Origin of the sequence: Sphingosinicella sp. (genome assembly GCF_041916975.1) — a bacterium.
In the GTDB taxonomy this organism is placed as follows: Bacteria; Pseudomonadota; Alphaproteobacteria; order Sphingomonadales; family Sphingomonadaceae; genus Sphingosinicella.
This window is the reverse complement of the sequence record NZ_JAYRYK010000001.1, coordinates 1,297,829-1,323,262: the sequence shown is the minus strand read 5'-3', so window position 1 is coordinate 1,323,262 and position 25,434 is coordinate 1,297,829. Positions and strand designations below refer to the sequence as shown.

The window sequence follows — 25,434 nt, the reverse complement described above, 5'->3', positions numbered from 1 at the left end:
AGTGATGGTCGCGCTTCAGACGGGCTGGCAGCGGATCACGGCTTTGCTTTCCAGCCGCGCGGTGGAGGCCGCAGCGCTTCTACTCACGCGTTTCGCGCTCGCCGGGGTTTTCTGGCGATCGGGACGTGCGAAAATCGAAGACGGCAGCTGGCTTTCGATCAGCGATGCGACCTATTATCTGTTTCGTGAGGAATATACGCGCGTCCCGCTGCCACCCGTGTTCGCGGCTGTCGCCGCGGCGATGGCCGAGCATATTTTTCCGGTGCTGCTCGTCATCGGCTTCGGCGTCCGCCTGTCCGCGCTCGGGCTGCTCGGCATGACGATAGTGATTCAGCTGTTCGTCTACCCTGAAGCGTGGTGGCCGGTGCATTCCCTGTGGGCCGCGCTGGCGCTCGTCCTCATCGCGAGGGGGGGCGGCATGCTGTCGCTCGACACGCTTTTCAGCCGACCCGCGCGGTGAAGGCGGACGATGCCAGCCTGTCGCGCCTGATGGCGCTGGCGCAGCGGGGTGACCGCCCGGCCTATGCCGCGCTTCTGAAGGCCTGCTCGTCCTGGCTTGGTCGCTATTTCGCCCGCCGGATCGCACCGTGCCATCTGGACGATCTCGTGCAGGAAACCTTGCTGTCGCTGCACGGCAAGCTCGCGAGTTACGATCCGTCGCGCCCGTTCCTGCCCTGGCTTGCGGCGATTGCTCGTTATCGCTGGGTGGATCATCTTCGAAAGGTCTACCGCGTGGACGAAGTGGGGCTAGACGAGGAAGTGTCCGTCACCGGCGGTCAGGAGAGCGTCGCGGCGCGGCTCAGCCTCGACGGGCTGCTGGCGTGTCTGTCCCCCTCCCAGGCGCAGGCGATAGAGCTGGTGAGGATCGAGGGGCTGTCCGTGGCCGAAGCGGCCTCGCGGTCGGGCCAGAGTGAGGCACTGGTCAAGGTCAATGTACACAGGGGGCTCAGGAAACTCAGCGCCCTGATCGAGGAAGCAGAATGACGATGGATCCCGATACCGACACGCTCATCGCTTCGCTCGTGGACGACCTGCGACCGGCGCGTGTCCTGCGCCGGCGCTACGGACTGTTGCTTGCCGCGACTGCAGCAATTGCCACGCTTGCCATCGTCGCGTTCGTTTTCGGGTTCCGGAGCGACATCTCCGCAGGGCGCTTCGACACGCTGTTCCTGATCGCCAACGGCCTGTTCCTGATTCTGGGTGTCGCCTGCGCGGCAACCGTTATCGCAATGGGGAATCCGCAAGTCGGGAGCCGGCACTTCGGATGGCGATGGGTGGCTGCGGCGGCGTGTTTGCTGCCGTTGTCGGCGATCATCATACTCATGTCCGGCACCGAGGCGCCTCCCGGTACGCTCATGTCCGTGCACGAGATGGATTGTCTCTTCGCCGGGGTCGGCCTCGGCCTGCTCACCGCTGCGGTACTGGTGTTCTGGTTGCGGCGGGGTGCGCCGACCTCACCCGAACGCGCGGGGCTGCTCGTCGGTATCGCGTCGGGATGCATCGGAATCTTTGCGTTTGCGTTTCACTGCTCGTCGGACACGATCTATCACGTCGGGCTGTGGCACACCGCACCCGTCCTCATCAGCGCGCTGCTCGGCAGGCTGTTGGTCCCCCGGCTCGTGCGGTGGTGACGGTTTTCTACGAGAGTCGGAGCAGGTCCAATCCCTACGAACGGCAACTTTCGGACACCGACGCTTGATCAGAAGATGTCCGGAAAGTCGGCGGTTTCTAAGGTCACCCGCGTGATGATCCAATCGGCGCTTCCATCAGCGGGAAAGTCCTTTGTCGGCGGTTTAGCGGGTTCGATGTCGCAGCGATGCGTGAGGAGTCGACTGCGGGCCCTGGAAAAGCATCGCCTATAAGTCTACGGCCTAGTATGCTTCGTCTTCGACGTCATAATCAGTGTCATCGTCGAGATCGTCCAATTCGAACATGAAATCGTCAAGGAAATCGTCACGGACGCGCTGGAGCCGGACATTGTCAGCGCGCAGCGAGCGGAGCGTGGTGTTAATCGACGTGAACCCAGTAGCAATCGAGAGAAAGCGGACCTTCTTAGCGTGCAGAAACGCAAAATAGGGATCCGCCTCAACGAAAGCTGTAGACGGTACGGGATTGATCCCAAGGCCGACGCTCTCATACGCATATAGCCACATGCCACTCCGAAGACCATCACCGGAAAGCGCGGCATTCCATTTAGCGAAATTGATCGCACCCCTGACGAGCTGGCGATCGACACACCATGCGGTGAGGAGGGCCCCCATTGGGTTATCAATTTCGGTAAGGGGCTCAACACTCTTAGCTGAAATCGATATGTTCAAGCGGGCAACAAGAAACAAAAACCAGATGATCTCGCCGGTCCGGTTCTCACGGGCGAGTACGGGCAGCCGATGTTCGAGGAATTCAGCTAACTTTGGCAATTCAACGTCGTTGCGCTCGACTTGGCGCAGGAGGGTGATTTCGACAAGAAACGCGACAAGGCTGGCGTTTCGTCGGTACGCCGCGATCAAGTGGCTCTGGATCTTGCTCCAGCTGGTTGCCCGCACAAACGCCGCTCGCGCATTCTGGAAAGCATATTTTTCAACGTTCGTATCTGGATGGGCGTTGCACATGCGTCCGACGTGATAGAAGAAGTGTTGGAACTCGCTGTCGCCGCTTATTCCGCGCGGAATGTGGGAACGTGCTTCCTGCTTCCAGCCATTGTCGTGCCGAGTCGAGGTTGGCAGGATCGCCGACTTGTCGTTGTTGAGCTCTAGCTCATATTCCGCGGCAGCTTGGCGAAGCGCGGCTATAAGGTTGTTGCCAGTATGGTTGGCGCCGCTGCTTATCGTATAATCATCGATATATCGGGAGGAATCCTGCGGGCCGATTCCGACCTTGGCACGCAGCGCGGCATCAATCGCGGACGCAATCACTTCGGCGATCAGGCGTGAGCAATCGGGACCTACGGGCAGACCAATAGTCTGCCCGTCCTGCGCGTTCCGGCACAATAGGTCGATAAGATTGCCAAAATGCTGTGTGCCGCGATTTAGTTTGGCGAACGCCTTGCCATGAATCGCCCAGGGAATTGCATGAGTATAAATTGAGTGAAAAAAGGCTCTAATGTCGGCGCTAACGAATTCCTCGCGTCTCGATGACAGGTCGACGCGAAAGTCGTCACGCAAATCGATACTCGGCCGGACCAGAGCGCGCGGACCGTTCCAGTCGAATATTGGCGGCGACGAAGAAATCCGCGAGTTTTTAGCTGCGGTCCGCATCTTAATGTAGTTATCGGCAACGGCTCGCGACAAGAGCAAATAGGCTACAGGGTTCGGCACGCCATGCCTGCGGTCGTTTTTACCGAAGCGGGGGAAATAGAACCAGCTTGGCTCAGAAAGATAGCGGTGAAACGCTGGCTTGCCGTTTACTGGAGGCAAAGCTTCGATACCGCTCAGCACAAACTTTCGATATTTTGCTAGGTCGTGCGAGACAAAGCAGGGCGGTAGCTCCGGAGCGAAATAGCCGTGGGATAACAGGCGCCGAAGTCTTTCAGATTTCGTCTTTGCCGTCATCCCGCCCCCAGTCTTCTTTGTACGCTTGATATGAAACATGGTCATTTGCACGCGCCGCTCGGCAACAAGCTAGGTCAATTGGGTAGTTTGGGGAAGGCCGACCTCCGGCCAAAATGCGGCCCAATTTGGGTCAGCTGCCCGCCAGCTAAACTCCATTCGACTTTTGTGAATGTACGACTGCTTTCGACAAATCGATCTGAGCCGACGAACGTCGGCTCTGTTGGCGGCTATCGACGTAGGCGAACAGCACTGTCACCGCCCGCTTAGTCACGATCGATGCCTTAAGGTCGTACAGGCCGGTATCAGCCAAATCAGCCCTTCGCTGCCACTTCCAACTCCGTAATCCGTTCGCTGCACACGGCATGGACGACACGGCCGAGCTCCTCGACCTGCTCGCCGAGCCACGTGAGCTCTTCCTCGCTGATGCGATAATGTTTCGAGTAGCGGGCTTTGACATAAGCCTGCTTCAGCTTCTCGAACATCGCGCGCTGCTTGCGGTTTTCCTCGGGCCAGACATACATCAAGCGCCGGTCGATGAGATTTGCCTGCGACCGCAGAAAGCCCAGATTGTGGACATGCGGAGTATAGAACGTGCAGACCAAAAGCACGCAGTGGTACAAACGTTCAGTCGCCTGATGCAGGGAAAATGCGGCTTCCTTGAGCCGCCCTTTACCAATGTAGAAGTCCGTCCCCTCTTTCAGCGCGGCGGCGCTTGGGAACCATTCATCGAAGTATTCCTTCGCCATGGCTAGCGCTTGGCTTGCCGTCTTCGGCTTCGGCGTATGCAGCACGCTGTCGTCACTCTGGTAGAGCGCGATGCCATCCTTCGCGACGTCCATGAAGAAGTAGCGGCCATGGGCGAGACCGTCGTTCACCTCCTGCAGCGTGTGCACGATGAAGTTGACCGGCGTCTTGATGCTCTTGGTGATGCCGTACTCGCGGTGGAAGCGCTCCTCGGCCTTCGCCCAGTACGTCACATAGTCGGTGAGCCGCTTGTCATTGACGATGACGAGGAGGTCGAAGTCCGACTTGTAGCCCTTGGCGGTGTGCGGCTCGTCGACCCAGCCGCCGCGCGCGTAGCTGCCGTAGAGGATGACCTTGGTGATGCGGCCCTGCTTCTTCCACTGGTGCTGGGCGAGCGCGAGAGTGTCATTGAACTCCTCAAACAGAATCTCGACGACGCGCTCGAGCTCGCGCTGCTTTGCGGGCGGAAGATGATCGAGGCTCGTGCGCATAGGACACCTTCCTAGCAACTCAGGCATGACTTTGCACTGCAAGAACAGGCTGTTGCCGCAAGTGTGGACCCCGCAACCCCCTGATCAGAGGGTTGCGGCCTTGTGCAGCGCGACCAATGCCGCCGCCATGCGGGTTTCGACCTCGGTGACGGAAAGGCCGAGCCGCAGCGCGATGCGGTCGTTGAGGAGGCCGTCCCAGGCAAGCTCCATGACTTGCTGTGATACCGGGTCGAGCGCTGCGAACGCCTCCCGGTAGGGCTTGCCGATCTTCAGGATATGCCGGATGGCCTTCCGCATGTGCCAGCGCACGCGCCACTCACCGATGCCCAGCTCGCGTGCAATCTCAGCGTAGGACTTGCCCTCGACCCTGTGGGCGATGAACACCACCAATGTCCGCTCGGGCAGCTTCCGCAGCCATGCCCGCATCACTGCGTGCCGGTCCCGCTCAAGGGGCACACCGGGTTCAGGTACAGACTCTCCGTTCATTACCTTCTCCTGCCGAAGCCGCGGCCCCGGCCGGAGGGCGGGGGCGGGCGGCAGGAACGGGATCAGGCGGGCCGCATGAGGCGGCCTGCACCCGAAGGGCTGGAACGCGAGTGGAAGACCTGCCGCAGGCAGGTTGCAGGCCGGCGCGGCCCGCCCAAAGGCCCGTGACGCCCGCTCCCCGCCTGAACTGACGGGTCAAACACGCCGCCAGGCACAAGCCCGGCGCCTGATTCGCGTGCCGACCCGGCGCACGGGACACAATGGGACACCAGGCCCCCATCGCCGTGATCTGCTGCAAAAAAATCTTTGGCGGCGAACTGACGTGCACTGACATCCGGTGACGTCCTGGGCGATCCCACGGGACCGTTTGCGTTGAGGTGGCATCATTTCCGCCACTCTTGACGCCCGTACCGGACCCGGCATCCTGACCCGACTGGGGAAGCTGACAACCGCTGAAGGAAGGACCAGCCATGTCCCACGATCGTATTCTGCGCCTGAAGGCCGTCCTCGACCGCACGGGGCTCAGCCGCTCTACGCTGTACCGGAAGATGCAGGCGGGCAGCTTCCCACGCCAGGTCCGGATCGCCACGCGCTGCACCGGCTGGCGCGAGTCAGCCGTCAGCGCATGGATGAAGAACCCCATGTTCTTCCATGTCGACGATCTGCCCGCGGAGTAGCCTGTGCCGCTGCTCACCGACAGGTTTGTCAGCATCCATGACGTGACCCGGCGCACCAGCCTCAGCCGCACGACGATCGCGCGGAGCGTGAAGGCCGGATCATTCCCGGCGCCGGTCCGGTTTAGCGCGACCTTCGTCGGCTGGTACGAGTCCGAGATCGATGCATGGATCGCAGAGGCACGTTAGCGGCGGTTGCCTTCCAGAAGCTCTGCGGGCTCGGCGAGCCCCTCGCACAGGAGGTCGGCCCAATCCTGCGCGATCTCGATGCGCCGGTCCATGAACGCCGCGCGATTGTAGGCACTCTCCACCGTGTTCGGAGGGACATGCGCAAGCATCAGGTCGATGACCTTGGCATCGAGCTCGGCAAGGATGCGCTGGCCGCTCTCGCGGGCGCTGCGCTCGGCGACCTCATTCATGATCGTCGAGAAGCTGGCGCGCCAGCCGTGCGGCACATGCCGTCCGTGGAAGCCGACGCGGTTGTAGAGATAGCCGATGGCATTCTCGCTCATCGGTCGATGTGCATGACGCTGCGACGGGAACACCAGCCGGTTCCGTCCCGTGAGCGTCCGCATCGCGCGCAGCACCGCGACCGATTGGCGCGAGAGCGGCGCCAGATGATCGAATGCCGTCTCGTCCTTGCGCACAAGCACCAGCTTCATTCGCGCAGACGGGATACGCCACAGCGGCGGTTCGCCGCCGACACCACCAGGACGTTCCCAATCGACGTTCTCGAACTCGTCCCATGTCACGCCGCGGATGACCCCGGGCCGCACGGCCGTCAGCGCGAGCAGACGCGACGCGAGCTTCACGACTGGCGTGGCATCGGAGGCTTCCGCCGCCACCAGCACGCAGCGCGCATCCTCGATCCGCAGCATTGCTGGCTGTCGACCTTTCTTCGGCACCGGCTTCATCGCCTTCACAATGCCGGAGGCGGGGTCGTGATCGGCAACGCCTTCGGCAATCGCGTAGCAGAAGATCGACGAGATGCGCTGGCGCAGCCGCCGTGCCGTTTCGATCGCGCCGCGCGCCTCGACCTTGCGCAAGGTCGCAAGGATCACCCGGCTGTCGATCGCCGGGATCGGAAGTTTCCCGAGGTGCGGAAAGACATCGTTCTCAAGGCTCGCGATCACGTCGGCGGCATGGACTGGCGCCCAGCGCGGCGCCTGCAACGCGTGCCACGCACGCGCCAACTTCTCGAACGTCTCCATCGCCGCAGCGGACGCCGCGAGCTTGCGTTTGCGCTTCTCGACGGCAGGGTCACGGAAGTCGCGCAGCTGTTGTCGCGCCTCGTCGCGCAGCTTGCGCGCCGCGTCCAATGTCACCTCGGGGTAAAGACCGAACACCAACCGCTTTTCCCGGTCAGCAAACCGGTACTTCATTCGCCACGACTTCGCGCCCTTGCGCGTCACGTAGAGGTACAGCCCGCCGGAATCTGCAAGCTTGTAATCCCGCTCCGCGGGCTTGGCTTTCCGCACCTGGAGGTCTGTCAGCACGAGTGCCCCCATCTCTCAAATCGGTGCCCCCAGAAACGTCCCGTACGGCATGGGATTTGGGGGCATCCAAAGGGATCAAATGAGAGAACAGGCTAGCCGAAAATCAGCAGAAAAGCAAGGTTTTCCGGGACTTTCGGAGCGCTCAAGAAGAGGCTTAGTGGCGGAGAGGGTGGGATTCGAACCCACGGTACGGTTGCCCGCACAACGGTTTTCGAGACCGTCCCAATCGACCTCTCTGGCACCTCTCCGCACCGGGTAGCGCCTTGCTCGGAGGCAGGCACTGGATCGACGAAAGCGGGCATATAGGCGAGGTGTTGGGGTCTTGCCAAGCCTGCAATCGTCGGTTTTGTCAGTTCAGCACGACTGTCTGGTTACCGTTGCCAAGAATGCGGTGTTCGGCGTGCCAGCGGACGGCGCGGGATAGCACGGAAGCTTCGACCTCGCGGCCGATGGCGACCATCTCCTCGGCGGTGGTTGCGTGGGTTACGCGGCGGACGTCCTGCTCGATGATGGGGCCTTCGTCGAGGTCGGCGGTGACGTAGTGAGCGGTGGCGCCGATCAGCTTCACGCCGCGTGCTTTGGCCTGATGGTAGGGCTTGGCGCCCTTGAAGCTCGGCAGGAAGCTGTGGTGGATGTTGATGCAGCGGCCGGCGAACTGGCCTGCGAAGTCATCCGAGAGAATCTGCATGTAACGGGCTAGGACGGTGAGTTCGGCGCCGGTCTCTGCGATGATCTCGAGGAAGCGCCGTTCCTGTGCGGCTTTGTCCGAGCGGTCCACCGGGAGGTGGTGGTAGGGGATGCCGTGCCATTCCACGCGCTTTCGTTCCTGCTCGTGATTCGAGACGACACAGACGATGCGTATGGGGAGGGCGCCGATTTCGACCTTGTGTAGGAGATCGACGAGGCAGTGGTTGAACTTTGAGACGGCGATCAGGACGGGCATCGGTTCGGCGATGTCGTGGACTTCCCAGTCGAGCCCGAGCGAGACGACTGCGGGGGCGATGTGCCGGGCGAGATCGGCCGTGCGGGCGCTGTCGCTCGCGAGTTCCATGCGCGCGAAGAAGGTGGCGCTGTCCGGGTCGCCGTAGATCGCGGCCTCGCGAATGTCCCAGCCGTTGTCGGTGAGAAGCGGCGTCAATCCCGCGAGGATGCCGGTTCGATCCGGACTGCGGAAGCGGAGGACGCAGCGGGTTCGGTTCAGTTCGGTCATGACGGGCTTCCGAGGAGGTGCAGGAGGTATCCGGCGTAGCTCTGATCGGCGATCAGCAGGAACGCAGGCGTATCGCTTGTGCGCGCGATGAAGGCGCCGATGTCGCCGAAACGCGTGCGAACCGCGGCGCCGGCCGGGAGTCGGAGATCGAGCGGCGTGAAAGCAGCGAGCCAATCCTGCCCCGCCGGCCCTTCTAGCCGCAGCGCGATACGTCCGTGGGTGAGATCGAGCGCGAGGATGGGTTCGTTCGGAAACGCGGCCTCGGCGCGGTTCAGTGCGGTCGCCACGCCGTCTGCCGTGCCCGTGAGCAGCCATTCGCCCGGCGCGACCGCCGAGAGCGCGATATCGCCATTGCCGGTGAAGCGGTTCGGAGCGGGCGTGCTGAGACCGAGCGCCGCTGCGAGCCGCTGCGGCGCGTCATCGGCGCCGGTGATCTGGATCTTGGCGACGGCGAGGTCCGCATCGATACGGCACCAATCCGGCATCAGGTGGTCAGGCATCGAGCCGGGCTCCTTCGGGGTCATAGCGGCAGAGGCCGGTGATGCGCGCCTCGCGCCATGTGCCGAGATCCCAGACGCGCACGGTGTCGCCCATCCGGTCCTGCCCGCGTTCGACAAGTGCGAGCGCGAGCGGTGCCTCCAGCGTCGGCGACCATGTGCTCGACGTGACCCAGCCCTCGCTCGGCTGCGGCGCGGCGGTCGCGGCGGGGAGCACGTGCGCGCCGGTGGTGAGCGGGGCCGGATTGCCGTCCGTCACTTCGAGCCCGACGAGGCTGCGCCGGTCGGTCCTGAGCCCGTCGGGACGGAGCGCCGAGCGGCGGCCGACGAAATCCTGCGTCTTCTTCCGCATGATGCCGCCGAAGCCGATGTCCTGCGGCAGCGTGGCGCCATCGGTGTCCGAGCCGACATGCAGGAAGCCCTTTTCGATGCGCATTGTCATCAGCGCCTCGACGCCGAACGGGGTCAAACCGTAAGGGGTGCCGGCTTCGACCAGCGCGGTCCACAATGCCCCGGCATCCCGCCATGGCACGGCGATTTCATAGGAAAGCTCGCCCGTGAAGCTGACGCGCGCGATACGCGCAGGGAGGCCACAGACGTGCCCGGTACGCGCGCTCATGTGCGGGAAGGCGGCGCTCGAAATGTCGACGTCCGGCTCCAGCGCGGCGAGCACGTCGCGCGCCTTCGGCCCGGCGATGTTCGCGACTGCCCAGCAGGTGGTGACGTCTTCGACGAGCACCTGCATCGTCGTCCACTCGCACTGAAGCCACTCGCGGAACGCTTCAGCGATCGCGCTGACGTGCCCGCTCGTCGTGCCGACGAGGAAGTGATCCTCTCCGAGCCGCGTGACGACACCGTCGTCGAACACCGTGCCGTTTTCGGTGAGCATGATCGCGTAGCGGCAGCGGCCGGGTTTCAGCGTGCTGATCGTGTTCACGTACATGCGATCGAGGAAGGCGGCTGCGTCCGGGCCCTTCACCTCGATCTTGCCGAGCGGGGAGGCTTCGAAGAGGCCGACGCCGGCACGTACGGATAGAACCTCGCGGCGGACGGCGTCTTCCTCGCTCTCACCCGCGCGCGGGTAGGCCGCGGGGCGCATCCAGCCGCCGTATTCGTCGAGCGATGCGCCGTTCGCGCTGTGCCAGTCGTGGAACGCAAGGCGGCGGCGGGGGCGCAGACCTTCGCCGACACGGTGTCCGGCGAACACGCCGAACGGTGTCGGGTCGTAGGGCGGGCGGAACTTGGTGGTGCCGATCGCCTGCATCGGCTTATCCAGCAGCGTGCCGAGGATGCCGATGCCGTTCACGTTCGAGGTCTTGCCCTGATCGGAAGCCATGCCGAGCGTCGTGTAGCGTTTCAGATGCTCGACCGAGCGGAAGTTCTCCCGCGCGGCGAGCGCCACGTCTCCGGCGGTCACATCGTTCTGGAAATCGACCCACGCTTCGGGATGGGGCTCTCCGGTTTCAGAAATCGACCACAGCGCCGGGATCGGAGAGGTGGGTGCGAAATCACCCGCCGCGCCGCCGACGCTGCGATGTCCCGCGGTGGCGATGGGGGTGAAGCTCTGAAGGTTCGGATCGAGCGCCAATCTGCCGGCGCCGTGCGAATGGAGATGCACGGCGGGATTCCAGCCGCCCGAGACGAGCAGCGTGTCGCAGCGCAGCGTCTGCGTGGCGCCCTGGATTTGTCCATCGTTTGATACGGGCCCGACCCGCACGCCGCGCAGCGACCGCCCGCCGAGTGCTGCGGCAGGGGCCATGCCTGTGTGGACCGGGATGCCCAAGCCGCGCGCGCGTTCGATCAGCGCGGCGGACGGCGCACTGCGTGCATCGACAATGGCGACAAGATGCGCATCCGCCTCGGCAAGATCGAAAGCCGCCTGCCATGCGCTGTCGTTGTTCGTTGCGACGACGATGCGCCGCCCGGCGACGACGCCGTAGCGATGGAGATAAGCGCGTGCCGCACCCGCGAGCATCACGCCGGGGCGATCGTTGCCGCGGAAGACCAGCGGGCGTTCGATTGCGCCGCTTGCAAGGATCAGTTCGTCGGTGCGAACCCGCCACAGCCGCTGCCGCGGGCCGCTGCGCTGTTCGAGCGGCAGATGGTCGGTCAGGCGTTCGCAAAGCGCGACCATGCCGTGATCGTAATGTCCCGTGGCAAGCGTTCGCGCTTTCAGCGTGACATTGGGCATCGCGGCAAGAGCGCGGAGCGTGTCTTCGATCCAGACGCGTGCCGGCTTCCCTTCGATCGTGTCGCTGGTTCCGGCGAGCCTGCCGCCCCAATGCGCGCCGCCGGTGACCAGCATCACGGTTTTCCCAGCCTGCGCGGCCTGCAGCGCTGCCGAAAGCCCGGCGACCCCGCCGCCGACGACGAGGACCTCGGTGTGCGCCGAGATCTGCGCGTAGACATCAGGGTCGGGAAGCTTCGGTGCTGTGCCGAGGCCAGCAGCCTTGCGGATCGCGGGTTCGAACAGCAGCCAATCCGGCCATATGAAGGTCTTGTAATAGAAGGCGGCCGGAATGAAGCGCTTCAGGAGGCCGTTTACGGCCAGAAGATCGAAATTGAGGCTGGGCCATGCATTGACCGGGTTGGCGCTCAGCCCTTCGTAAAGCTCCACATAAGGCGCCTTGAGGTTCGGGATCGTCTGCGCGCCCTGTTCGAGCTGGACGATGGCGTTGGGCTCGTCGAGCCCGGCGGCGATGAGGCCGCGCGGGCGGTGATATTTGAAGCTGCGCCCGACCATGCGGACGCCGCTGGCGAGCAGGGCGGAGGCGAGCGTATCGCCAGCGAAGCCTGAATATTTTTTGCCTTCCCAGTGGAAGGTGAGGGGGCGGCTGCGGTCTATGTCGCGGCCGTGGTCGAGCCTGTAGCCGCTCATGCCTCGCTCTCCAGCGTCGGGCGGGGATCGGTCATGCCGTAGACGGCGAGAATGCGGTGCGAGACGGTGTCGCGCGCGATGTTGAACCAGAGGCCGCAGCCGTAGCGGTGGTGCCAGCGTTCAAAGCCGAGGCCCTTCACGTTATCGCGGAAGAACATGTAGTCCCCCCATGCTGTATCATCGGTTGCTGCGGGGTCGGCGGGGCGGACGATCGGGCTTTCACCGCCGCAGCGGAATTCGCTTTCGGCGCGCGGGCCACACCAGGGACAATTGATCAGCAGCATGGTGACCTCAATGCGCAATGCCGGAGGCGGCGGCTTCATCGATGAGCGCGCCGGTCCGGAAACGGTCGAGTGAGAAGGCGGCGGCAAGCGGGTGCGCCTCGCCGGTCGCGATGTTGTGGGCAAGGCAGAAGCCGCCGCCGGGGATCGCCTTGAAGCCGCCGGTGCCCCATCCGCAATTGAGGTACAGGCCCTTCACCGGGCTTTCGCCAAGGATCGGCGTCGAATCCTGGACGACATCGACGATGCCTGCCCACTGCCGGAGCAGGCGGACGCGCGAGAAGTGCGGGAACAGGTCGATAAGACCCGCCGCCGTGTGTTCGAGCACGGGCAGGCTGCCGCGCTGCGCGTAGGACGGGAACAGATCGAGCGCGCTCCCCACCACGATTTCGCCCTTGTCTGACTGGCTGAGGTAGGTGCCGGTGGAAGGCGCGAGCACGACGGTATCGAGCACTGGCTTCATCGGTTCCGACACGAACGCCTGCAGCGCGTAGGAAACAATCGGCAGGCGGAAGCCCGCGCGCGCTGCCATTACGCTGCTGTGGCCCGCGACCGCGAGGCCGACGCGATCTACGGTGATATCGCCGAGCGAGGTCTCGAGGCCCCGGATGCGACCATCGCGAATGTCGAAGCCTGTCACCTCGCAGTTCTGGATGATGTCGACGCCGAGGCTGTCGGCGGCGCGCGCATAGCCCCATGCCACGGCATCGTGGCGGGCGGTGCCGCCGCGCGGTTGCAGCAGGCCGGCGAGGATCGGGAAGCGCGGCGAGGGATTGAGGCCGGGGATGCGGCGGAGCACCTCGTCCTCCTCATGATATTCGGCGTCGGCACCGTTCAGCCGCATCGCGTTCGCCGAGCGGCGCAGCATCTCAACGCCGTGCCGGTCGTGCGCGAAGCTCCACATGCCCCGCCGCGAGAACATGATATTGTAATTGAGTTCGCGCGACAGGTCTTCGTAGAGCGACAGCGAGAAATCGTAGAAGCGCGTGCTTTCCGGGAAGAAATAGTTGGAGCGGATCACGGTGGTGTTTCGCCCCGTGTTGCCGCCGCCGATCCAGCCGCGCTCCAGCACGGCGATGTCGCGAAGGCCGTGCTTGCTCGCGAGATAATACGCGGTCGCGAGGCCATGCCCGCCGCCGCCGATGATGACGGCCTCGTAGCTTTTTTTGGGTTTCGCGTCGCGCCATGCGGGCGTCCACGTCCGCTGGCCGGAAAGGCCCGCGCGCAGCAGCGACCACGCCGAATATCGTGTCACCTGCCCGTCGCTCCCCGCTTGCTTCCCATCACGGCGTCAGAGATACATACACTTCTGTTTGGAATCAATCCTGCGAAATGCATGGAAAGCAAATGAATGGCGTCTCCGAAAGCTCAGGCTTTCGGAACGAAGATACAGCGTTGCACTGGACTTGGGTTAGCCTGCGGCCTTGCGGCCCGCGCGCTTGGCGACGGGCGCTTCGCTGACGAGATCGCCGAGTGTCTTCAGCAAATTGGCCGTCGGTTCGCGGCCGGTCAGCACGCGGTAGTAGAGCGGGACGAGGCGAAGCCGCTCGGCATGGGGCTCGCGGAAACCGAGGGCGTAATAGCCGATCTGGTGGAAGTGCGTGATGCGCGCGCGGACGAGGCTTTCGTCGCTGTCGTAGCCGCTCTTCTGGAACAGCTCCTGCAGCAGCCCGATCCATGCGGCATCTGCGCGCTCGACCGCTTCGGCCACGTCGGTGCTTTTGCGTGCCCATGCGCGCACGGCAACGTCGAAGGACGGGAAGGCGGGGTCCGCATCCAGCCAGCTCGCCACGACCTCTGTGAGATCCGGCGCGGTCTTCGCCCAGCGCGCGCGGATCTGCGCGATCTCGAAATAGTTGCGTGCTTCCCAGTCGGTCAGCAGCGCATCGAGAAGGTCTTTGCGGTGCTGGAAATGCCAGTAGAAGCTGCCGCGCGTCACACGCATCTGCTTCGCCAGCCGATCGACCTTCACATCGTCGACACCGCGATCGACAAGCGTCTTGCGGGCGCTTGCGATCCAGTCCTCACGGGTGAGACGGCGCGCTGGGCGCGCCTTGGGCGTACCGGTCATGGGCCGAAGCGATGCGCGTTGCCGCCCGGATTGTCCAGTGCTTCCTTGGCGATGCCGGGCCTCACACCCAGCCGGCGGTCTGCGCGACCACCCAGAGGCCGATCGCGAGGAACAGCAGCGCGGCGGTGATGTGAACGGCGCGCATGGGCACGCGGCGGATGAGCGCGTCGCCGAGGAACACGGCGGGCACGTTCGCGATCATCATGCCGAGCGTGGTGCCCATCGTCACTGCGATCACGTTCTCGAAGCGCGCGCCGAGCGCGACCGTGGCGATCTGGGTTTTGTCGCCCATCTCGACGAGGAAGAAGGCGATGAGCGTGGTGAGGAACGCGCCGAAGCGGGCGGGCTTGTCTTCCACGTCGTCGAGCGTGTCGGGGATCAGCGTCCAGAGCGCCATGGCGATGAACGAGGCACCGACAGCATAGCGGAACCACTGCCCTTCGAGGATCGAAGCGACCTGGCTGCCGACAAGCGCGGCGAGGAAATGGTTGGCGATCGTGGCGGCGAAGATGCCCGCGATGATCGGCATCGGGCGCTTGAAGCGGGCGGCGAGGACGATGGCGAGCAGCTGGGTCTTGTCGCCGATTTCGGCGAGCGCGACCACGACGGTCGAAACGAACAGGGCTTCCAAGGGATATCTCCGGGTCGGGCAGTACGCGAATCCAACGACATCGCCTCCCCCGCCCGACCGGACAGGGAAGCGACGTCATTGGTCTCGCCCGAACGGTGATCCCGTTCCCCTCGCACCATGGCCTCTCGACCAAGTATGTTGACGCGAAGGCCCGCCTTGTCGGCGGCTGGCTACTCCCCAGATGACGCTGTGCTGCTAGCCGGGTTTGCACGCGAGCGCAAGCGGCTCAGCCGCACAGGCTCGCAAACCCGGCGAGCCAGAGCATGGCGCCCTCGCGGTTCCACAGCGCCCAGCCGGCGGCTGCGGCAAGCAGGCCGAGCGCCACGACGAGAAGATGTGCGCGGCGGCTCATGCGGCCTGCAGCCGCGCGACGGGAACGGCGCGGATCGGCAAGTGCAGGAGCGCGGCGATCACCGCGAGCGCAATCGAGGCGCCCCAGGTCGCGTCGTAGTTGCCGGTGATGTCGTAGAGCACGCCCGCCATCCACGCGCCGAAGAAGCTGCCCACCTGATGGCTGAGGAAGACGATGCCGTAGAGCATCGACAGGTAACGCACCCCGAAAATCTGCCCGATGAGACCGCTCGTCAGCGGCACCGTGCCGAGCCACAGGAAACCCATCGCGGCGGCGAAGGCCAGCGAGGAGGCTGTTGATACGGGTAGAAGCAGGTAGATGACGATGATGAGGCCCCGGGTCGCATAGAGCCCGCTCAGTAGCAGCTTCTTGGGCGCGTGGTCGCCCCACAGGCCGAAGATGTACGAGCCGAAGATGTTGAAGAGGCCGACGAGCGCCAGCACCGTGGCGCCAATTGAGGTGCCGAGGCCCTTGTCGGCGAGATAGGCCGGGAAATGCGTGGCGATGAAGGCGATGTGGAAGCCGCAGACGAAGAAGCCTGCGGTCAGCAGTTGGAAGCTGCGGTTCGATAGTGCCTCGGTAAGGGCGTTTCCGAGGGGCTGGTCGGTCCGAACCTGCTGCGGTTTTCCGGCGACGCCGAACGACAGCGCCGCGCCGACGGCGACGGTGCCGGCGAGCACCATGAGCGCGGTCTGGTAGCCGAAGTCGCCGAGCAGCATCTGCCCGGCGGGCACGATGAGGAACTGGCCGAGCGAGCCGCCTGCCGTGACGATCCCGAAGGCGAGCGAGCGCTGCGCTTCCGGCACCACGCGGCCGACCGCGCCGAGCACGACGACGAAGGTCGTGGCGGACTGCGCCATGCCGACGATGATCCCGAACGTGATGTGAAGGCCGAGGGCACTCGACGCCATTGCCGCGCCGATGAGGCCGAGGGCGTAGAGAATGGCGCCGAAGGCGACGACGCGCCCGGCGCCGTGGCGGTCGGCGATGGCGCCGACGAACGGCTGCGCGAGGCCGAACAACAGGTTCTGGATGGCGAGCGCGAGCCCGAACGTGCCGCGCCCGATGTCGAGCGCGGCGCTCATGTCGGGAAGGAACAGCCCGAAGGTCTGCCGCACACCCATGGCGAGCGTGACGATCAGCGCCCCGCAGGCGATGACGACGACCGGCCGCTTCATGCGTGCGCCGCCAATTCGACGCGGTCGAGCAGGGTGAACAGCGTTTCGGTGTCGATCTGGCGCGCCATCTCCGCCTGCGCCTGCTCCCAGAGCGGCGTTGCGCGGTCGATCGCGGCACGGCCCGTATCCGTCAGCGAAACCATGCGCTGGCGCTTGTCGGTGCCTGCGCAGGATTGCACGAAACCTTCGCGTTCGAGCGCACCGACGGTGCGGTTCAGCGTGGTGCGGTCATGGCCTGTCGCCGCGCCGAACGCCGTCAGCGAGCAGGCGCCCGTGCGCGCCAGCGTACGCAGCAACGCGAATTGAGGCGTCGTGAGGCCCGCCGGCGCGAGCGCGGCGTCGTAGAGCGTGTTCGCGGCGCGGGCCGCGCGACGCAGGCGTGTGCAGACACAGGGTGAAGACATGATGCGTGCATATGCACGCACCTGCCGCGCCGATCAACCCGTCTTATTCGGCGGGAGGCTGGTCAGCGGTTCCGGGGCCCATCGGCGTGCGATAGAGCAGCGTGACACTGATGCGCCGGTTGCGCGGATCGTAGGGGTTCGCCTTGTTGAAGGGCTCGCGGTCGGCGACGCCCTCAAGGCGCGAAAACCGCGTCGGATCGACGCCGGCGGCGGCGAGCGCGGCGCGCGTGGCTTCGGCGCGCTGCGCGGAAAGTACCCAGTTGTTCATGCCGCCCACCGGTCCGCCGAGCGAGCCGCCGGCGTAGGGCAGGCTGTCGGTGTGGCCGCGCATGGCGATGGGGTTCGGCATCGTCTGCACGGCGGTGGCGACGGCGCGGACAAGATCCTGTGCCTGCGGCGAAAGCCGGTTGGTGCCGAGCGAGAACATCGCGAAGTCAGCCTCGTCGAGGATATCGATGCGCAGGCCTTCCTCTGTCACCGACAGCCGGAGCTGGTCACGGAGCTGCGCGAGATTCTTGTCGCTCGCCATGCGCTTTTCGAGCGCTTCGGCCGCAGCTTCGAAGCGTTTCACGTCTTCCTTCTGCAACTGGTCCGCCGCTGCGCGTTCCTCTGGCGTCGGCGGCGTCACGCGCGAAAAGCTGGTGACGGGCATCAGGCGCTGTGAGCCCTTCGGTACGGCGTTCGGCGCGTTTCCATCGGGCGCCAGCATGGCGCGGCCGCCCATCACGCCGTTCGATCCGCCCGCCTTGGTGTGCTGGACGAGCGTCGGCGAGAAATAATCGGCGATGCCCTTGCGCTGGTCTTCGTTGGTCGCGCCGACGATCCACAGCAGCAGGAAGAACGCCATCATCGCGGTCACGAAGTCGGCGTAGGCAACTTTCCATGCGCCGCCGTGATGCCCTCCGTGCGCTTCGATCGTGATCTTCTTGATGATGATCGGCGGCGGGACTTCCGCTTCGGCGACGAGCGGCTTGATAGGCTCGGCGCTCATCGGCCCCGCAGCCCGTCAAACACCTCGGCGAAGCCGGGCTGGTTCTTGCTGCTGATGCTGGTGCGCGCGGCCTCGATGACCATTGCAGGTGCGTTGCCGTGCAGCGAGGAAATGATGATCGCCTTGGCGACATGATAGATCTCGCCGTCTTCCTCAAGGATCTGCTCCAGCCGGTTCGCCATCGGCGAGACGATGCCGTAGGCGAGGAGCACGCCGAGGAAGGTGCCGACGAGCGCCGAGCCGATCATGCCGCCGAGAACCGCGGGCGGCTGGTCGATCGAGCCCATGGTCTTCACGACGCCGAGCACGGCCGCGACGATGCCGAGCGCGGGGAGGGCGTCACCGGTGGATTGCAGCACCTTCACCGGCTTCATGGCGGCGTGGTGATGCGTCTTCATCGCATTGTCCATGATCTCCTCTACCGCGTGCACGTTGAGCGTGCCCGAAGAGACGACGACGAGGCGGATGGCGTCCGCCATGAAATCGATGAGGAAGTGGTCCTTGAGCAGCTTTGGATATTCCTGAAAGATGCTGCTGGATTTCGGATCCTCGATGTGCGCTTCCATGGCGACGGGGCCATCTGTCTTCATGGTCTTCATCAGCTTTGAGGCGAGGAAGATCGCGTCGAGATAATCTTTCCGGTTGTAGGTCGGGCCCTTGAAGATCTTGCCGATGCCGCCGCCGACCTGCTTCAGGATGGCAAAGCTGTTGCCGAGCAGCAGCGAACCCGCCGCCGCGCCGCCGATGATGAGCATCTCGTGCGGAATCGCGTGCATGACCGGCTCGAGATTGCCGCCGGTGATGGCGAAACCACCGAAGACCATCGCGAAAAGGACAATAAGGCCGATCGCAGCGAACATCTAACGCACAACTCCATTGCCTGGCGGCATCACCGGGCCGCGCCCGGATTCTCGCGATGCCGTCTGTCCATCTTGCTTAACGACCTCAATTGACGGCCATTTAGGCACCCAAAGGTTGAGAAAGGCTTCCTCGAACCCAGATTTGTTGCGACGCAGCACAGTGTTACAAGTAGCTGAAGAGTGACAGTTTCTTGATCTGGGCGAAGCTCTGCTGCGAGGCGTCAAGAAGCGTCATCGCGCTTTTGAGCTGCACGATGGCCGCGGCGACATCAAGGCTTTCGAGATTGCTCTTCGCGGTCGTCATCGTGGTCTCCAGCGCTTTCAGACGGTCGGTCTCCGTATCCACCTGCGCCATGCGCGAGCCGAAGGTCGCGCGCTGGTCGGCAAGGCGGTCGATACCCGCCGTCGTGTCGCTGAGCGCCTTCTCCATGCCGGCCGTGAAGGTTGCGGCGTCGACGCTGGGGTCTTCGAGCAGCGCCTTGAATTCCGTGAGCGAGGCGAGGATCGTCTGGCGTCCGCCGCTCGTTTCGATCGAAAGCATCGAGAGGCCGTTCGCACCGGTCGACACAGCAACGTCGGCGCTGATCGGCACCTTCGGTGCTTCACCGCTGCCCTGCCAGACGATGGCACCCGTCGCATCGCGCGCGAACGGTGCCGTTGCGACCGAAGCGCCAGAAAACAAATAATTGCCCGCCGCGTCGCGGCTGTTCGAAAGCGACAGCATCTGGTCGATGATCTGCCCGAGCTCGGTGCTGATCACCTTCCGGTCGGCGTCGGTCAGCGTACCGTTCGCGGCCTGCACGGCGAGTTCCTTCGCGCGCACCATCTGGTTCGACATGGCGTCCACGGCGCTGTCGGCGAACGAAAGCTGCGTGGTGATCGCATCCATGTTGCGGATGAACTGCTGATTGTTGTCGATGCTGCGCTGCAGGTCCGCAACGCGGCTCGATCCCAGGGGATCGTCCGACGGATCGAGGATGCGCTTGCCCGAAGCGATCTGCGCCTCGAGCTGCGCGAGAGTCGATTGCAGCGAGCCCATGCGGCTCGTCTGCGACTGGAAGGATTGGAAGGTGCCGACGCGCATGTTGCGGTTCCTTGGGGATGCTTAGCGAATGTCGATGATGGTCTGGAAGATCTCGCGGGCGGCCGCGATGATCTTCGCAGAGGCCTGATAGGCCTGCTGGAAACGGATGAGATCGGCGGCTTCCTCGTCGAGATTGACGGCGGAGGCCGCGTCGCGCGTTTCCAGCGCCTTGTCGCGCACGGCGAGCGTTGCCGAAGCCAGCGCTTTCGTATCGTTGAGGTTCGTTGCAACCCGCGTCACCTCGCGCGCGAAGCGGCCCTCGAAGCCGGGATTGCCGAGCCGCGTATCGACCATGCGCAGCATGTTGGCGTTGTCGGCCATGCCTGCCGCCGTCGGCGCGACGACAAAGCTGTCGCCTTCTGCGATCGCGCCCGAAAGCTGCACATCGAAGCCGTTCACCGGAATCCACGCACCCGGCACATAGGGACCGCTCGCGAGCACGGTGGGTGGAATGCCGGTGTCGGCCGTGTCGATGATCTCGTATGTGCTGCCCGCGCCCATGCGGACCGTGAAACTCGTCGGCACCGGCGCGGGGATCGTGGCGGCCGCCGGGTTGCTGCGCACCGAAACCGTGCCCGTGCCTTGGTTGGCCGCGGAAATATCGGCCGCCCACGGCGCTGCCGCCGCAACATCTGCGCCGTCCTCGACGAGAACGCGCATGCCCGCAGCGCCCGAGACGCCTTCGATCTGGAACCAGTCACCGCCCTTTGGCGCGCCGCCGAGTTCGAGGTGGATGCCATCGAGATCAAGCGTGCCGCTGCCGGATATGGAGGCGCTGCCATCGGCGCGCGAGAGCGTCCACTGGCTGGTGCCGCCATCGTACCAGAGCTCATAGCCCCCGGCGAAGACGAGCGATTCGTCGGTCACCTGCAGGTCGAGCGTCGCTTGCCCGGTGTTGGTGCGCGACGGTGTCGCCACGAGCGAACTTGCCGCGAAAAGATCGCCGCCGGCGATGCCGTTCAGATCGACGCCCTGCCGGTGTGCATCGTTGACGCTGGTGATGAACTGCTGGGCAAGCGTGTCGATTGCCGCCATGCTGTTGCTGTTCTGCGTGTAGGCATCGGAAAGTCCGGCGAGCACGCCGCTGCCCGGCACTGGAATCGTGCCGCTGTTGCCGAACGGATCAAGCGTCAGCCTGATCTTCCCGTTCGCCTCGGTGGCGCCGAGCAGCTTCGCGCCCATCTGATCGAGCAGCATGGGGCCGTTCGAATTGTCGAGCCGCACATCGACCGTGCCGTCGCCGCGGGTGGTGACGTCGATCTTGGTGAGCGACGCCAGCTCGTTCAGCAGCCGGTCGCGCTCGTCTTCGAGGCTCGCGGATGCCGAAGTGCCCGCTGCGGTGCGACGCATGGTGCCGTTCAGCGTCGAAAGCGCGCTGGTGAGATCGTTGATGCGATCGACGGTCTGATCGACATCCTGCTTGATGCCCGTGCGCGTCGCGTCGAACGATTGCGCGAGGCTGCGGAACTGCGCGGCGACTTCTCCGGCGGCCGACAGGAAGGCGTCGCGCGCGGAGAGCGAGGTGGGATCGGCGGAGACGTCCTGCGCGGCGTTGTAGAACGACGTCAGCCTGCCCGAGAGGCCCTGCGAACCCGTGTTGAGGAACGATTCGATCTCGCTCAGCCAATACTGCCGCGTCTGCGCGCGCGAATAATCGCCCGAGGAGGTGCGTGCATCGTTGGTGAGGAAGGCATCATAGGCGCGCGCGACGCCGCTCACATTGACGCCGCTTCCGGCTGCGGTCTGCCGGATCAGCGGGAAGCCGCCGCCGGCGGAGGGATTCTCGGTGACAACGGCGGTCCGCCGCGCATAGCCGGGCACGTTCGCGTTGGCGATGTTCTCGCCTACGATGTCGAGCGCGGTCTGGTAGGCGCGGACGCCCGATGCGCCTAGACCGAGGAGGTCGCTCATTTCGCTTCGCCTTCGTTTGTCGCTGGGGCTGCGGTTTTCTGGCCACGCGCGAGAAAGGTCTTCAGCGCCTCGGCGATGCCGAGTGGGCTGTGCTTCGCGAGGGTGCCCGCAAGCTCCCGGTCCTGCATTTCGCGGAAGGTCTTCAGGCCCTCGCTCTGGAAGAGACCGCCATCGGGCACGGCCTGTCGCGCCTGCTTCAGCATCAGGTTCACGAAAACGGCCTCGAACTGCTGTGCGGCCCTGTCGAGGTTCGCATCGGTGTTCTTGCGGCTGCTGTCGACAGCCGCGGTTCCGCCGTTCTGGAGGCCGTTTATCGTCGTCATATCACGATCAGCTCCGCCTTGAGCGCGCCCGCCTGCTTCAAGGCCTCGAGGATGGCGACGAGGTCCGAGGGGGTTGCGCCGAGCGCGTTCACCGATTTCACGATGTCGTCGAGCGCGACGCCCGGGTTGAACAGGAACATGTGTGCGCCGCCCTGCTCGACTTCGATGCCGCTGTCGGGTGTCACGGTCGTCTGGCCGCGCGAGAAGGGGCCGGGCTGGCTGACCTGCGGGTTCTCCGTCACCTTCACGACCATGCTGCCGTGGCTGACGGCCGCGGGCGAGACGCGGACGTTTGCGCCGATCACCACTGTGCCGGTGCGCGAATTGACGACCACGCGCGCGGCGGGGGCGGCGGGCTGCACCTCGATGTTCTCGATGATCGAGACGAGGCTGATGCGCTGGTCCGCCTGCATCGGCGCGGTGACTTCGATGGAGACCGCGTCGATCGGGGAGGCGGTGCCGCCGCCGAGCGTTTTGTTGATGGCGTCGGCGACGCGCTGCGTCGTCGTGAAATCGGCCTCGCGAAGGTTGAGCACCAGGCTCGGCGAGGTCGCGAACGGCGTATCCACCATGCGCTCGACCGAGGCGCCTTGCGGGATGCGGCCGGTGGAGGGGACGTTCACCGTCACCTTCGATCCGTCCTGCCCCTCGACGCCGAGACCGCCGACGGCAAGGCTGCCCTGCGACATCGCATAGACCTCGCCGTCCGCGCCGACGAGCGGCGTCAGCAGCAGGTTGCCGCCGCGAAGCGACTTCGCCTTGCCGATCGCGGAGACGGTCACGTCGATCTTTTGGCCGGGCTTCGCGAAGGGCGGCAGGTCAGCCGTCACCATCACGGCGGCGGCGTTCTTGAGGCTCGCCTTCACCCCCGGCGGGATGACGACGCCGAAGCGCGCGATGGCGCTTCTCATGCTTTGGATCGTGTATTCGAGATTGTCGTCGCCGGTGCCGTTCAAACCGACGACGATGCCGTAGCCGACAAGCTGGTTCGACCGGATGCCGGCGAAATCGCCGAGATCCTTGACGCGCTCCGCCGCCGCCGGTGCGGCGAACCCGCAGGCGAGGACGAAAGCGATGAGGAAGCGGCGAAGGCGCATGGCGAGTCCTTTGGACCTAGAAGGGTGTAATTGCGGTGAAGAAGCGCTGCAGCCAGCCCATGCGGGTCTGCTGCGCGAGTTCGCCGGTGCCGGAATAGGCGATGCGGGCGTCGGCAACGCGCGTGGAGGCGACACGGTTTTCCGGCGTCACGTCCTGCGGACGCACGATGCCGGAGATCTGCAGATACTCCTCGCCGCGGTTGAGCTTGATGAGCTTCTGCCCGCGCACGAGCATCGTGCCGTTGGTGTAGACTTGCGCCACGGTGACGGTCATCTCGCCGGTCAGCTGGTTCGACTGCGCGGCGGAACCCTGTCCGGCGAACGTCTGGCCGCTGCCGCCCGAAAGCAGCCCGTCCGGCACCCACGAGAAGGGTTTCGCATCGGGGAGCGTGAGCGACATGTCGCTGTTGCGCGAGCTGGCGCTCGATACCGACTTCGCCGCCTGCGTCTTCTCGACGAGCACGATCGTCAGCACATCACCCACGCGGCGGGCGCGATTGTCCTCGACGAGGCTTGCGAAGCGCCCGGCCTGGTAGATGGCGCCCGTCGCCTGCACGGGCGCGGTCGGCGCCGGGGCGTGCGAGGGTGCGAATTCCGCCATCGGACGCTCGTAGGGCGCTGCGCACGCGGTGGTCGCCGCGAGCAGCGAGAGCGCGGCAACCTTAAAGGTTCTGCGTGACATACTGCATCATCCCGTCGACCGTGGAGATCACCTTCGAGTTCACCTCGTAGGCGCGCTGCGTCTCGATCATGTTGACCATTTCCTCGACCATGTTGACGTTCGAGGTTTCCAGCATGTTCTGGTTGATCTCGCCGAGACCATCGACGCCCGGCGTGCCGACGATCGGCGCACCGCTTGCGGCGGTTTCGGCGAACAGATTGTCGCCGAGCGGCTGAAGGCCGGCCGGATTGAGGAAGTTCGCGACCTGGATCTGGCCGATCTGGCTCGGCGAGGAGTCTCCGGCATTGACGATGCTGACCGTGCCGTCCTTGCCGATCGTGAGCGAGCGTGCGCCTTCGGGGATCGTGATGTCGGGCTGCAGCGGGTAGCCGTCGTTGGTGACGAGCAGGCCTTCCGCACTCACCGTGAACGAACCGTCGCGCGTGTAGGTGATCGTGCCGTCGGGTTTCAGCACCTGGAAATAGCCGGAGCCGTTGATCGCCATGTCGGTCGGGTTGTCGGTCGACTGCATCGAACCCTGCGTATTGATACGCTCGGTGCCGACGATGCGCACGCCCGTGCCGATGTTGAGGCCGGTCGCGTACTGCGTCGACTGCTCGCTGTTCGCGCCCGCCTGACGATAGTTCTGGTACATCAGGCTCTGGAATTCCGCGCGATCGCGCTTGAAGCCCGTGGTGTTCACGTTGGCGAGGTTGTTGGAGATCACCCTCATGCGCATGTCCTGCGCGTCGAGACCGCTCCGTGCCGTATGCAGTGCCGAACTCATCGTCTGGCTCCTTCTTCGTTATTCAAGACGGAGCAGCGCCGTGCTGCTCGTATCCATGTCACGCACGCTGGTGACGAGCTGAACCTGCACCTCGAAGGCGCGCGCCTGCTCGATCATCGTGATCATCGATCCCATCATGTTGACGTTCGATCCCTCGAGCCCGCCGGTCTGAAGCCGGGCCGTATCGTCCTGTGCGAGCTGTCCGCCGCCCGCCGCGCGCATCAGATTGTCGAGGCCCTTTTCGAGCTCGTCCGGCTGCGGCGTCACCAGCTTGATGCGGCCCACTTCGCTCATCTCGTTGAGCTGCCCGCCCTGCGGACGAATGCTCACCGTGCCGTCCGCGCCGATCTCGACCGTGTTCGCCGGCGGCACCGTGATCGGCCCGCCCTGTCCGACGACGACGAGACCGTCGCCGGTTTCAAGGATACCCGTGGGGCTGATGCGAAGATCGCCGCGCCGGGTGTAGACCTCGCTGCCGTCCGGCGCCTGGACCGCCATCATCGATTCGCCCAGCATCGCCACGTCGAGCGCGCGGCCGGTCTGGTTGACCGTGCCGGGCGCCGTATCGGACTCGAGCGTGCCTTCGGCCGCCTGAATGCGGCTGGCGAAGCTCTGCCCGCCGACGAGATGACGGCTCTGCGCGGCGCTGACGTCGCGCTTGAAGCCGATCGTGCTCGCGTTGGCGATGTTGTGCGCCGTCACGTCCTGCGCAGCCATGGCGCTGCGCAGGCCGGAGAGGGCGGTATAGACGAGACGGTCCATCAGCGGTTCCGGTCAGC

28 protein-coding genes, 1 tRNA gene and 1 riboswitch are annotated in these 25,434 nt (G+C 64.8%); of the genes, 5 read left to right on the top strand and 24 right to left on the bottom strand.

Annotated elements, in window-relative coordinates; translation table 11 throughout:
• Positions 1-4 precede the first annotated feature (4 nt).
• From ACE3TJ_RS06305 to ACE3TJ_RS06295, 3 genes are read left to right on the top strand one after another with little or no spacing between them, the layout of a single operon-like run.
• Positions 5-460: a DoxX family protein gene (locus tag ACE3TJ_RS06305; protein WP_374594960.1), complete on the top strand. Its 456-nt coding sequence runs from the start codon at positions 5-7 to the stop codon at positions 458-460.
• On the top strand, positions 457-984 hold the full coding sequence (locus ACE3TJ_RS06300) for a sigma-70 family RNA polymerase sigma factor (RefSeq protein ID WP_374594958.1): 528 nt from the start codon (positions 457-459) through the stop codon (positions 982-984). Before ACE3TJ_RS06305 ends, ACE3TJ_RS06300 begins: the two co-directional genes overlap by 4 nt.
• Complete coding sequence (locus ACE3TJ_RS06295) at positions 981-1,631, top strand: NrsF family protein (protein WP_374594956.1); 651 nt, start codon at positions 981-983, stop codon at positions 1,629-1,631. The genes ACE3TJ_RS06300 and ACE3TJ_RS06295 overlap by 4 nt, the downstream gene beginning before the upstream one ends.
• Positions 1,632-1,871: 240 nt before the next feature.
• On the opposite strand, the gene ACE3TJ_RS06290 is transcribed toward ACE3TJ_RS06295, so the two are convergent.
• The 3 genes from ACE3TJ_RS06290 to ACE3TJ_RS06280 form a co-directional block, all read right to left on the bottom strand.
• Complete coding sequence (locus ACE3TJ_RS06290; protein WP_374594954.1) at positions 1,872-3,593, bottom strand: RNA-directed DNA polymerase; 1,722 nt, start codon at positions 3,591-3,593, stop codon at positions 1,872-1,874.
• A gap of 266 nt (positions 3,594-3,859) precedes the next feature.
• Complete coding sequence (locus ACE3TJ_RS06285) at positions 3,860-4,783, bottom strand: nucleotidyltransferase (protein ID WP_374594952.1); 924 nt, start codon at positions 4,781-4,783, stop codon at positions 3,860-3,862.
• 84 nt (positions 4,784-4,867) lie between these two features.
• A complete protein-coding gene (locus tag ACE3TJ_RS06280; protein ID WP_374594950.1) occupies positions 4,868-5,269 on the bottom strand; it encodes a sigma factor-like helix-turn-helix DNA-binding protein in 402 nt (133 codons plus the stop codon).
• A 470-nt stretch (positions 5,270-5,739) separates the two neighbouring features.
• On the opposite strand from ACE3TJ_RS06280, the gene ACE3TJ_RS06275 reads away from it, so the two are divergent.
• The gene (locus ACE3TJ_RS06275; protein WP_374594948.1) at positions 5,740-5,946 is read left to right on the top strand and encodes a helix-turn-helix transcriptional regulator; all 207 of its coding nucleotides are present in this window, start codon (positions 5,740-5,742) and stop codon (positions 5,944-5,946) included.
• 3 nt (positions 5,947-5,949) lie between these two features.
• Positions 5,950-6,132, top strand: a complete 183-nt coding sequence (locus ACE3TJ_RS06270; RefSeq protein ID WP_374594946.1) for a helix-turn-helix transcriptional regulator — start codon at positions 5,950-5,952, stop codon at positions 6,130-6,132.
• Here the strand turns inward: ACE3TJ_RS06270 and ACE3TJ_RS06265 are convergent.
• The 21 genes from ACE3TJ_RS06265 to ACE3TJ_RS06165 form a co-directional block, all read right to left on the bottom strand.
• Complete coding sequence (locus ACE3TJ_RS06265; protein WP_374594944.1) at positions 6,129-7,439, bottom strand: tyrosine-type recombinase/integrase; 1,311 nt, start codon at positions 7,437-7,439, stop codon at positions 6,129-6,131. The two genes, ACE3TJ_RS06270 and ACE3TJ_RS06265, sit on opposite strands and share 4 nt — an antisense overlap.
• Before the next feature lie 158 nt (positions 7,440-7,597).
• A tRNA-Ser gene (locus ACE3TJ_RS06260) sits at positions 7,598-7,687 on the bottom strand.
• Positions 7,688-7,788: 101 nt separating this feature from the next.
• Entirely contained in the window at positions 7,789-8,649 is an 861-nt protein-coding gene (purU, locus tag ACE3TJ_RS06255) for a formyltetrahydrofolate deformylase (protein ID WP_374594942.1), read from the bottom strand.
• Positions 8,646-9,149: a sarcosine oxidase subunit gamma gene (locus ACE3TJ_RS06250; protein WP_374594940.1), complete on the bottom strand. Its 504-nt coding sequence runs from the start codon at positions 9,147-9,149 to the stop codon at positions 8,646-8,648. Before ACE3TJ_RS06250 ends, purU begins: the two co-directional genes overlap by 4 nt.
• Positions 9,142-12,024, bottom strand: a complete 2,883-nt coding sequence (locus ACE3TJ_RS06245) for a 2Fe-2S iron-sulfur cluster-binding protein (protein ID WP_374594938.1) — start codon at positions 12,022-12,024, stop codon at positions 9,142-9,144. The genes ACE3TJ_RS06250 and ACE3TJ_RS06245 overlap by 8 nt, the downstream gene beginning before the upstream one ends.
• Positions 12,021-12,308, bottom strand: coding sequence for a sarcosine oxidase subunit delta (locus ACE3TJ_RS06240; RefSeq protein ID WP_374594936.1), 288 nt, complete (start codon positions 12,306-12,308; stop codon positions 12,021-12,023). The genes ACE3TJ_RS06245 and ACE3TJ_RS06240 overlap by 4 nt, the downstream gene beginning before the upstream one ends.
• Positions 12,309-12,315: 7 nt before the next feature.
• Entirely contained in the window at positions 12,316-13,560 is a 1,245-nt protein-coding gene (locus tag ACE3TJ_RS06235) for a sarcosine oxidase subunit beta family protein (RefSeq protein ID WP_374594934.1), read from the bottom strand.
• Positions 13,561-13,716: 156 nt separating this feature from the next.
• On the bottom strand, positions 13,717-14,376 hold the full coding sequence (locus ACE3TJ_RS06230) for a TetR/AcrR family transcriptional regulator (RefSeq protein WP_374594932.1): 660 nt from the start codon (positions 14,374-14,376) through the stop codon (positions 13,717-13,719).
• A gap of 61 nt (positions 14,377-14,437) precedes the next feature.
• Positions 14,438-15,007, bottom strand: coding sequence for a TMEM165/GDT1 family protein (locus ACE3TJ_RS06225; protein WP_374594930.1), 570 nt, complete (start codon positions 15,005-15,007; stop codon positions 14,438-14,440).
• 11 nt (positions 15,008-15,018) lie between these two features.
• A riboswitch (yybP-ykoY riboswitch) is annotated at positions 15,019-15,199 on the bottom strand.
• Positions 15,200-15,233: 34 nt separating this feature from the next.
• Positions 15,234-15,359, bottom strand: a complete 126-nt coding sequence (locus tag ACE3TJ_RS06220; RefSeq protein ID WP_374594928.1) for a hypothetical protein — start codon at positions 15,357-15,359, stop codon at positions 15,234-15,236.
• Complete coding sequence (locus ACE3TJ_RS06215) at positions 15,356-16,537, bottom strand: MFS transporter (protein ID WP_374594926.1); 1,182 nt, start codon at positions 16,535-16,537, stop codon at positions 15,356-15,358. Before ACE3TJ_RS06215 ends, ACE3TJ_RS06220 begins: the two co-directional genes overlap by 4 nt.
• The gene (locus ACE3TJ_RS06210) at positions 16,534-16,941 is read right to left on the bottom strand and encodes a MarR family winged helix-turn-helix transcriptional regulator (protein ID WP_374594924.1); all 408 of its coding nucleotides are present in this window, start codon (positions 16,939-16,941) and stop codon (positions 16,534-16,536) included. Before ACE3TJ_RS06210 ends, ACE3TJ_RS06215 begins: the two co-directional genes overlap by 4 nt.
• A gap of 43 nt (positions 16,942-16,984) precedes the next feature.
• The gene (locus ACE3TJ_RS06205; protein ID WP_374594922.1) at positions 16,985-17,932 is read right to left on the bottom strand and encodes a flagellar motor protein MotB; all 948 of its coding nucleotides are present in this window, start codon (positions 17,930-17,932) and stop codon (positions 16,985-16,987) included.
• Positions 17,929-18,792: a flagellar motor stator protein MotA gene (motA, locus tag ACE3TJ_RS06200; protein WP_374594920.1), complete on the bottom strand. Its 864-nt coding sequence runs from the start codon at positions 18,790-18,792 to the stop codon at positions 17,929-17,931. Before motA ends, ACE3TJ_RS06205 begins: the two co-directional genes overlap by 4 nt.
• Positions 18,793-18,955: 163 nt before the next feature.
• Complete coding sequence (flgL, locus tag ACE3TJ_RS06195) at positions 18,956-19,876, bottom strand: flagellar hook-associated protein FlgL (RefSeq protein ID WP_374594918.1); 921 nt, start codon at positions 19,874-19,876, stop codon at positions 18,956-18,958.
• Between the two features lie 21 nt (positions 19,877-19,897).
• Positions 19,898-21,787, bottom strand: a complete 1,890-nt coding sequence (flgK, locus tag ACE3TJ_RS06190; protein WP_374594916.1) for a flagellar hook-associated protein FlgK — start codon at positions 21,785-21,787, stop codon at positions 19,898-19,900.
• Positions 21,784-22,110: a rod-binding protein gene (locus ACE3TJ_RS06185; protein WP_374594914.1), complete on the bottom strand. Its 327-nt coding sequence runs from the start codon at positions 22,108-22,110 to the stop codon at positions 21,784-21,786. The genes flgK and ACE3TJ_RS06185 overlap by 4 nt, the downstream gene beginning before the upstream one ends.
• The gene (locus tag ACE3TJ_RS06180; RefSeq protein WP_374594912.1) at positions 22,107-23,207 is read right to left on the bottom strand and encodes a flagellar basal body P-ring protein FlgI; all 1,101 of its coding nucleotides are present in this window, start codon (positions 23,205-23,207) and stop codon (positions 22,107-22,109) included. The genes ACE3TJ_RS06185 and ACE3TJ_RS06180 overlap by 4 nt, the downstream gene beginning before the upstream one ends.
• A 16-nt stretch (positions 23,208-23,223) precedes the next feature.
• On the bottom strand, positions 23,224-23,889 hold the full coding sequence (locus ACE3TJ_RS06175; protein ID WP_374594910.1) for a flagellar basal body L-ring protein FlgH: 666 nt from the start codon (positions 23,887-23,889) through the stop codon (positions 23,224-23,226).
• Positions 23,870-24,655: a flagellar basal-body rod protein FlgG gene (gene flgG / locus ACE3TJ_RS06170; RefSeq protein WP_374594908.1), complete on the bottom strand. Its 786-nt coding sequence runs from the start codon at positions 24,653-24,655 to the stop codon at positions 23,870-23,872. The genes ACE3TJ_RS06175 and flgG overlap by 20 nt, the downstream gene beginning before the upstream one ends.
• A gap of 18 nt (positions 24,656-24,673) precedes the next feature.
• Complete coding sequence (locus ACE3TJ_RS06165; RefSeq protein ID WP_374594906.1) at positions 24,674-25,417, bottom strand: flagellar basal body rod protein FlgF; 744 nt, start codon at positions 25,415-25,417, stop codon at positions 24,674-24,676.
• Between the last annotated feature and the right edge of the window lie 17 nt (positions 25,418-25,434).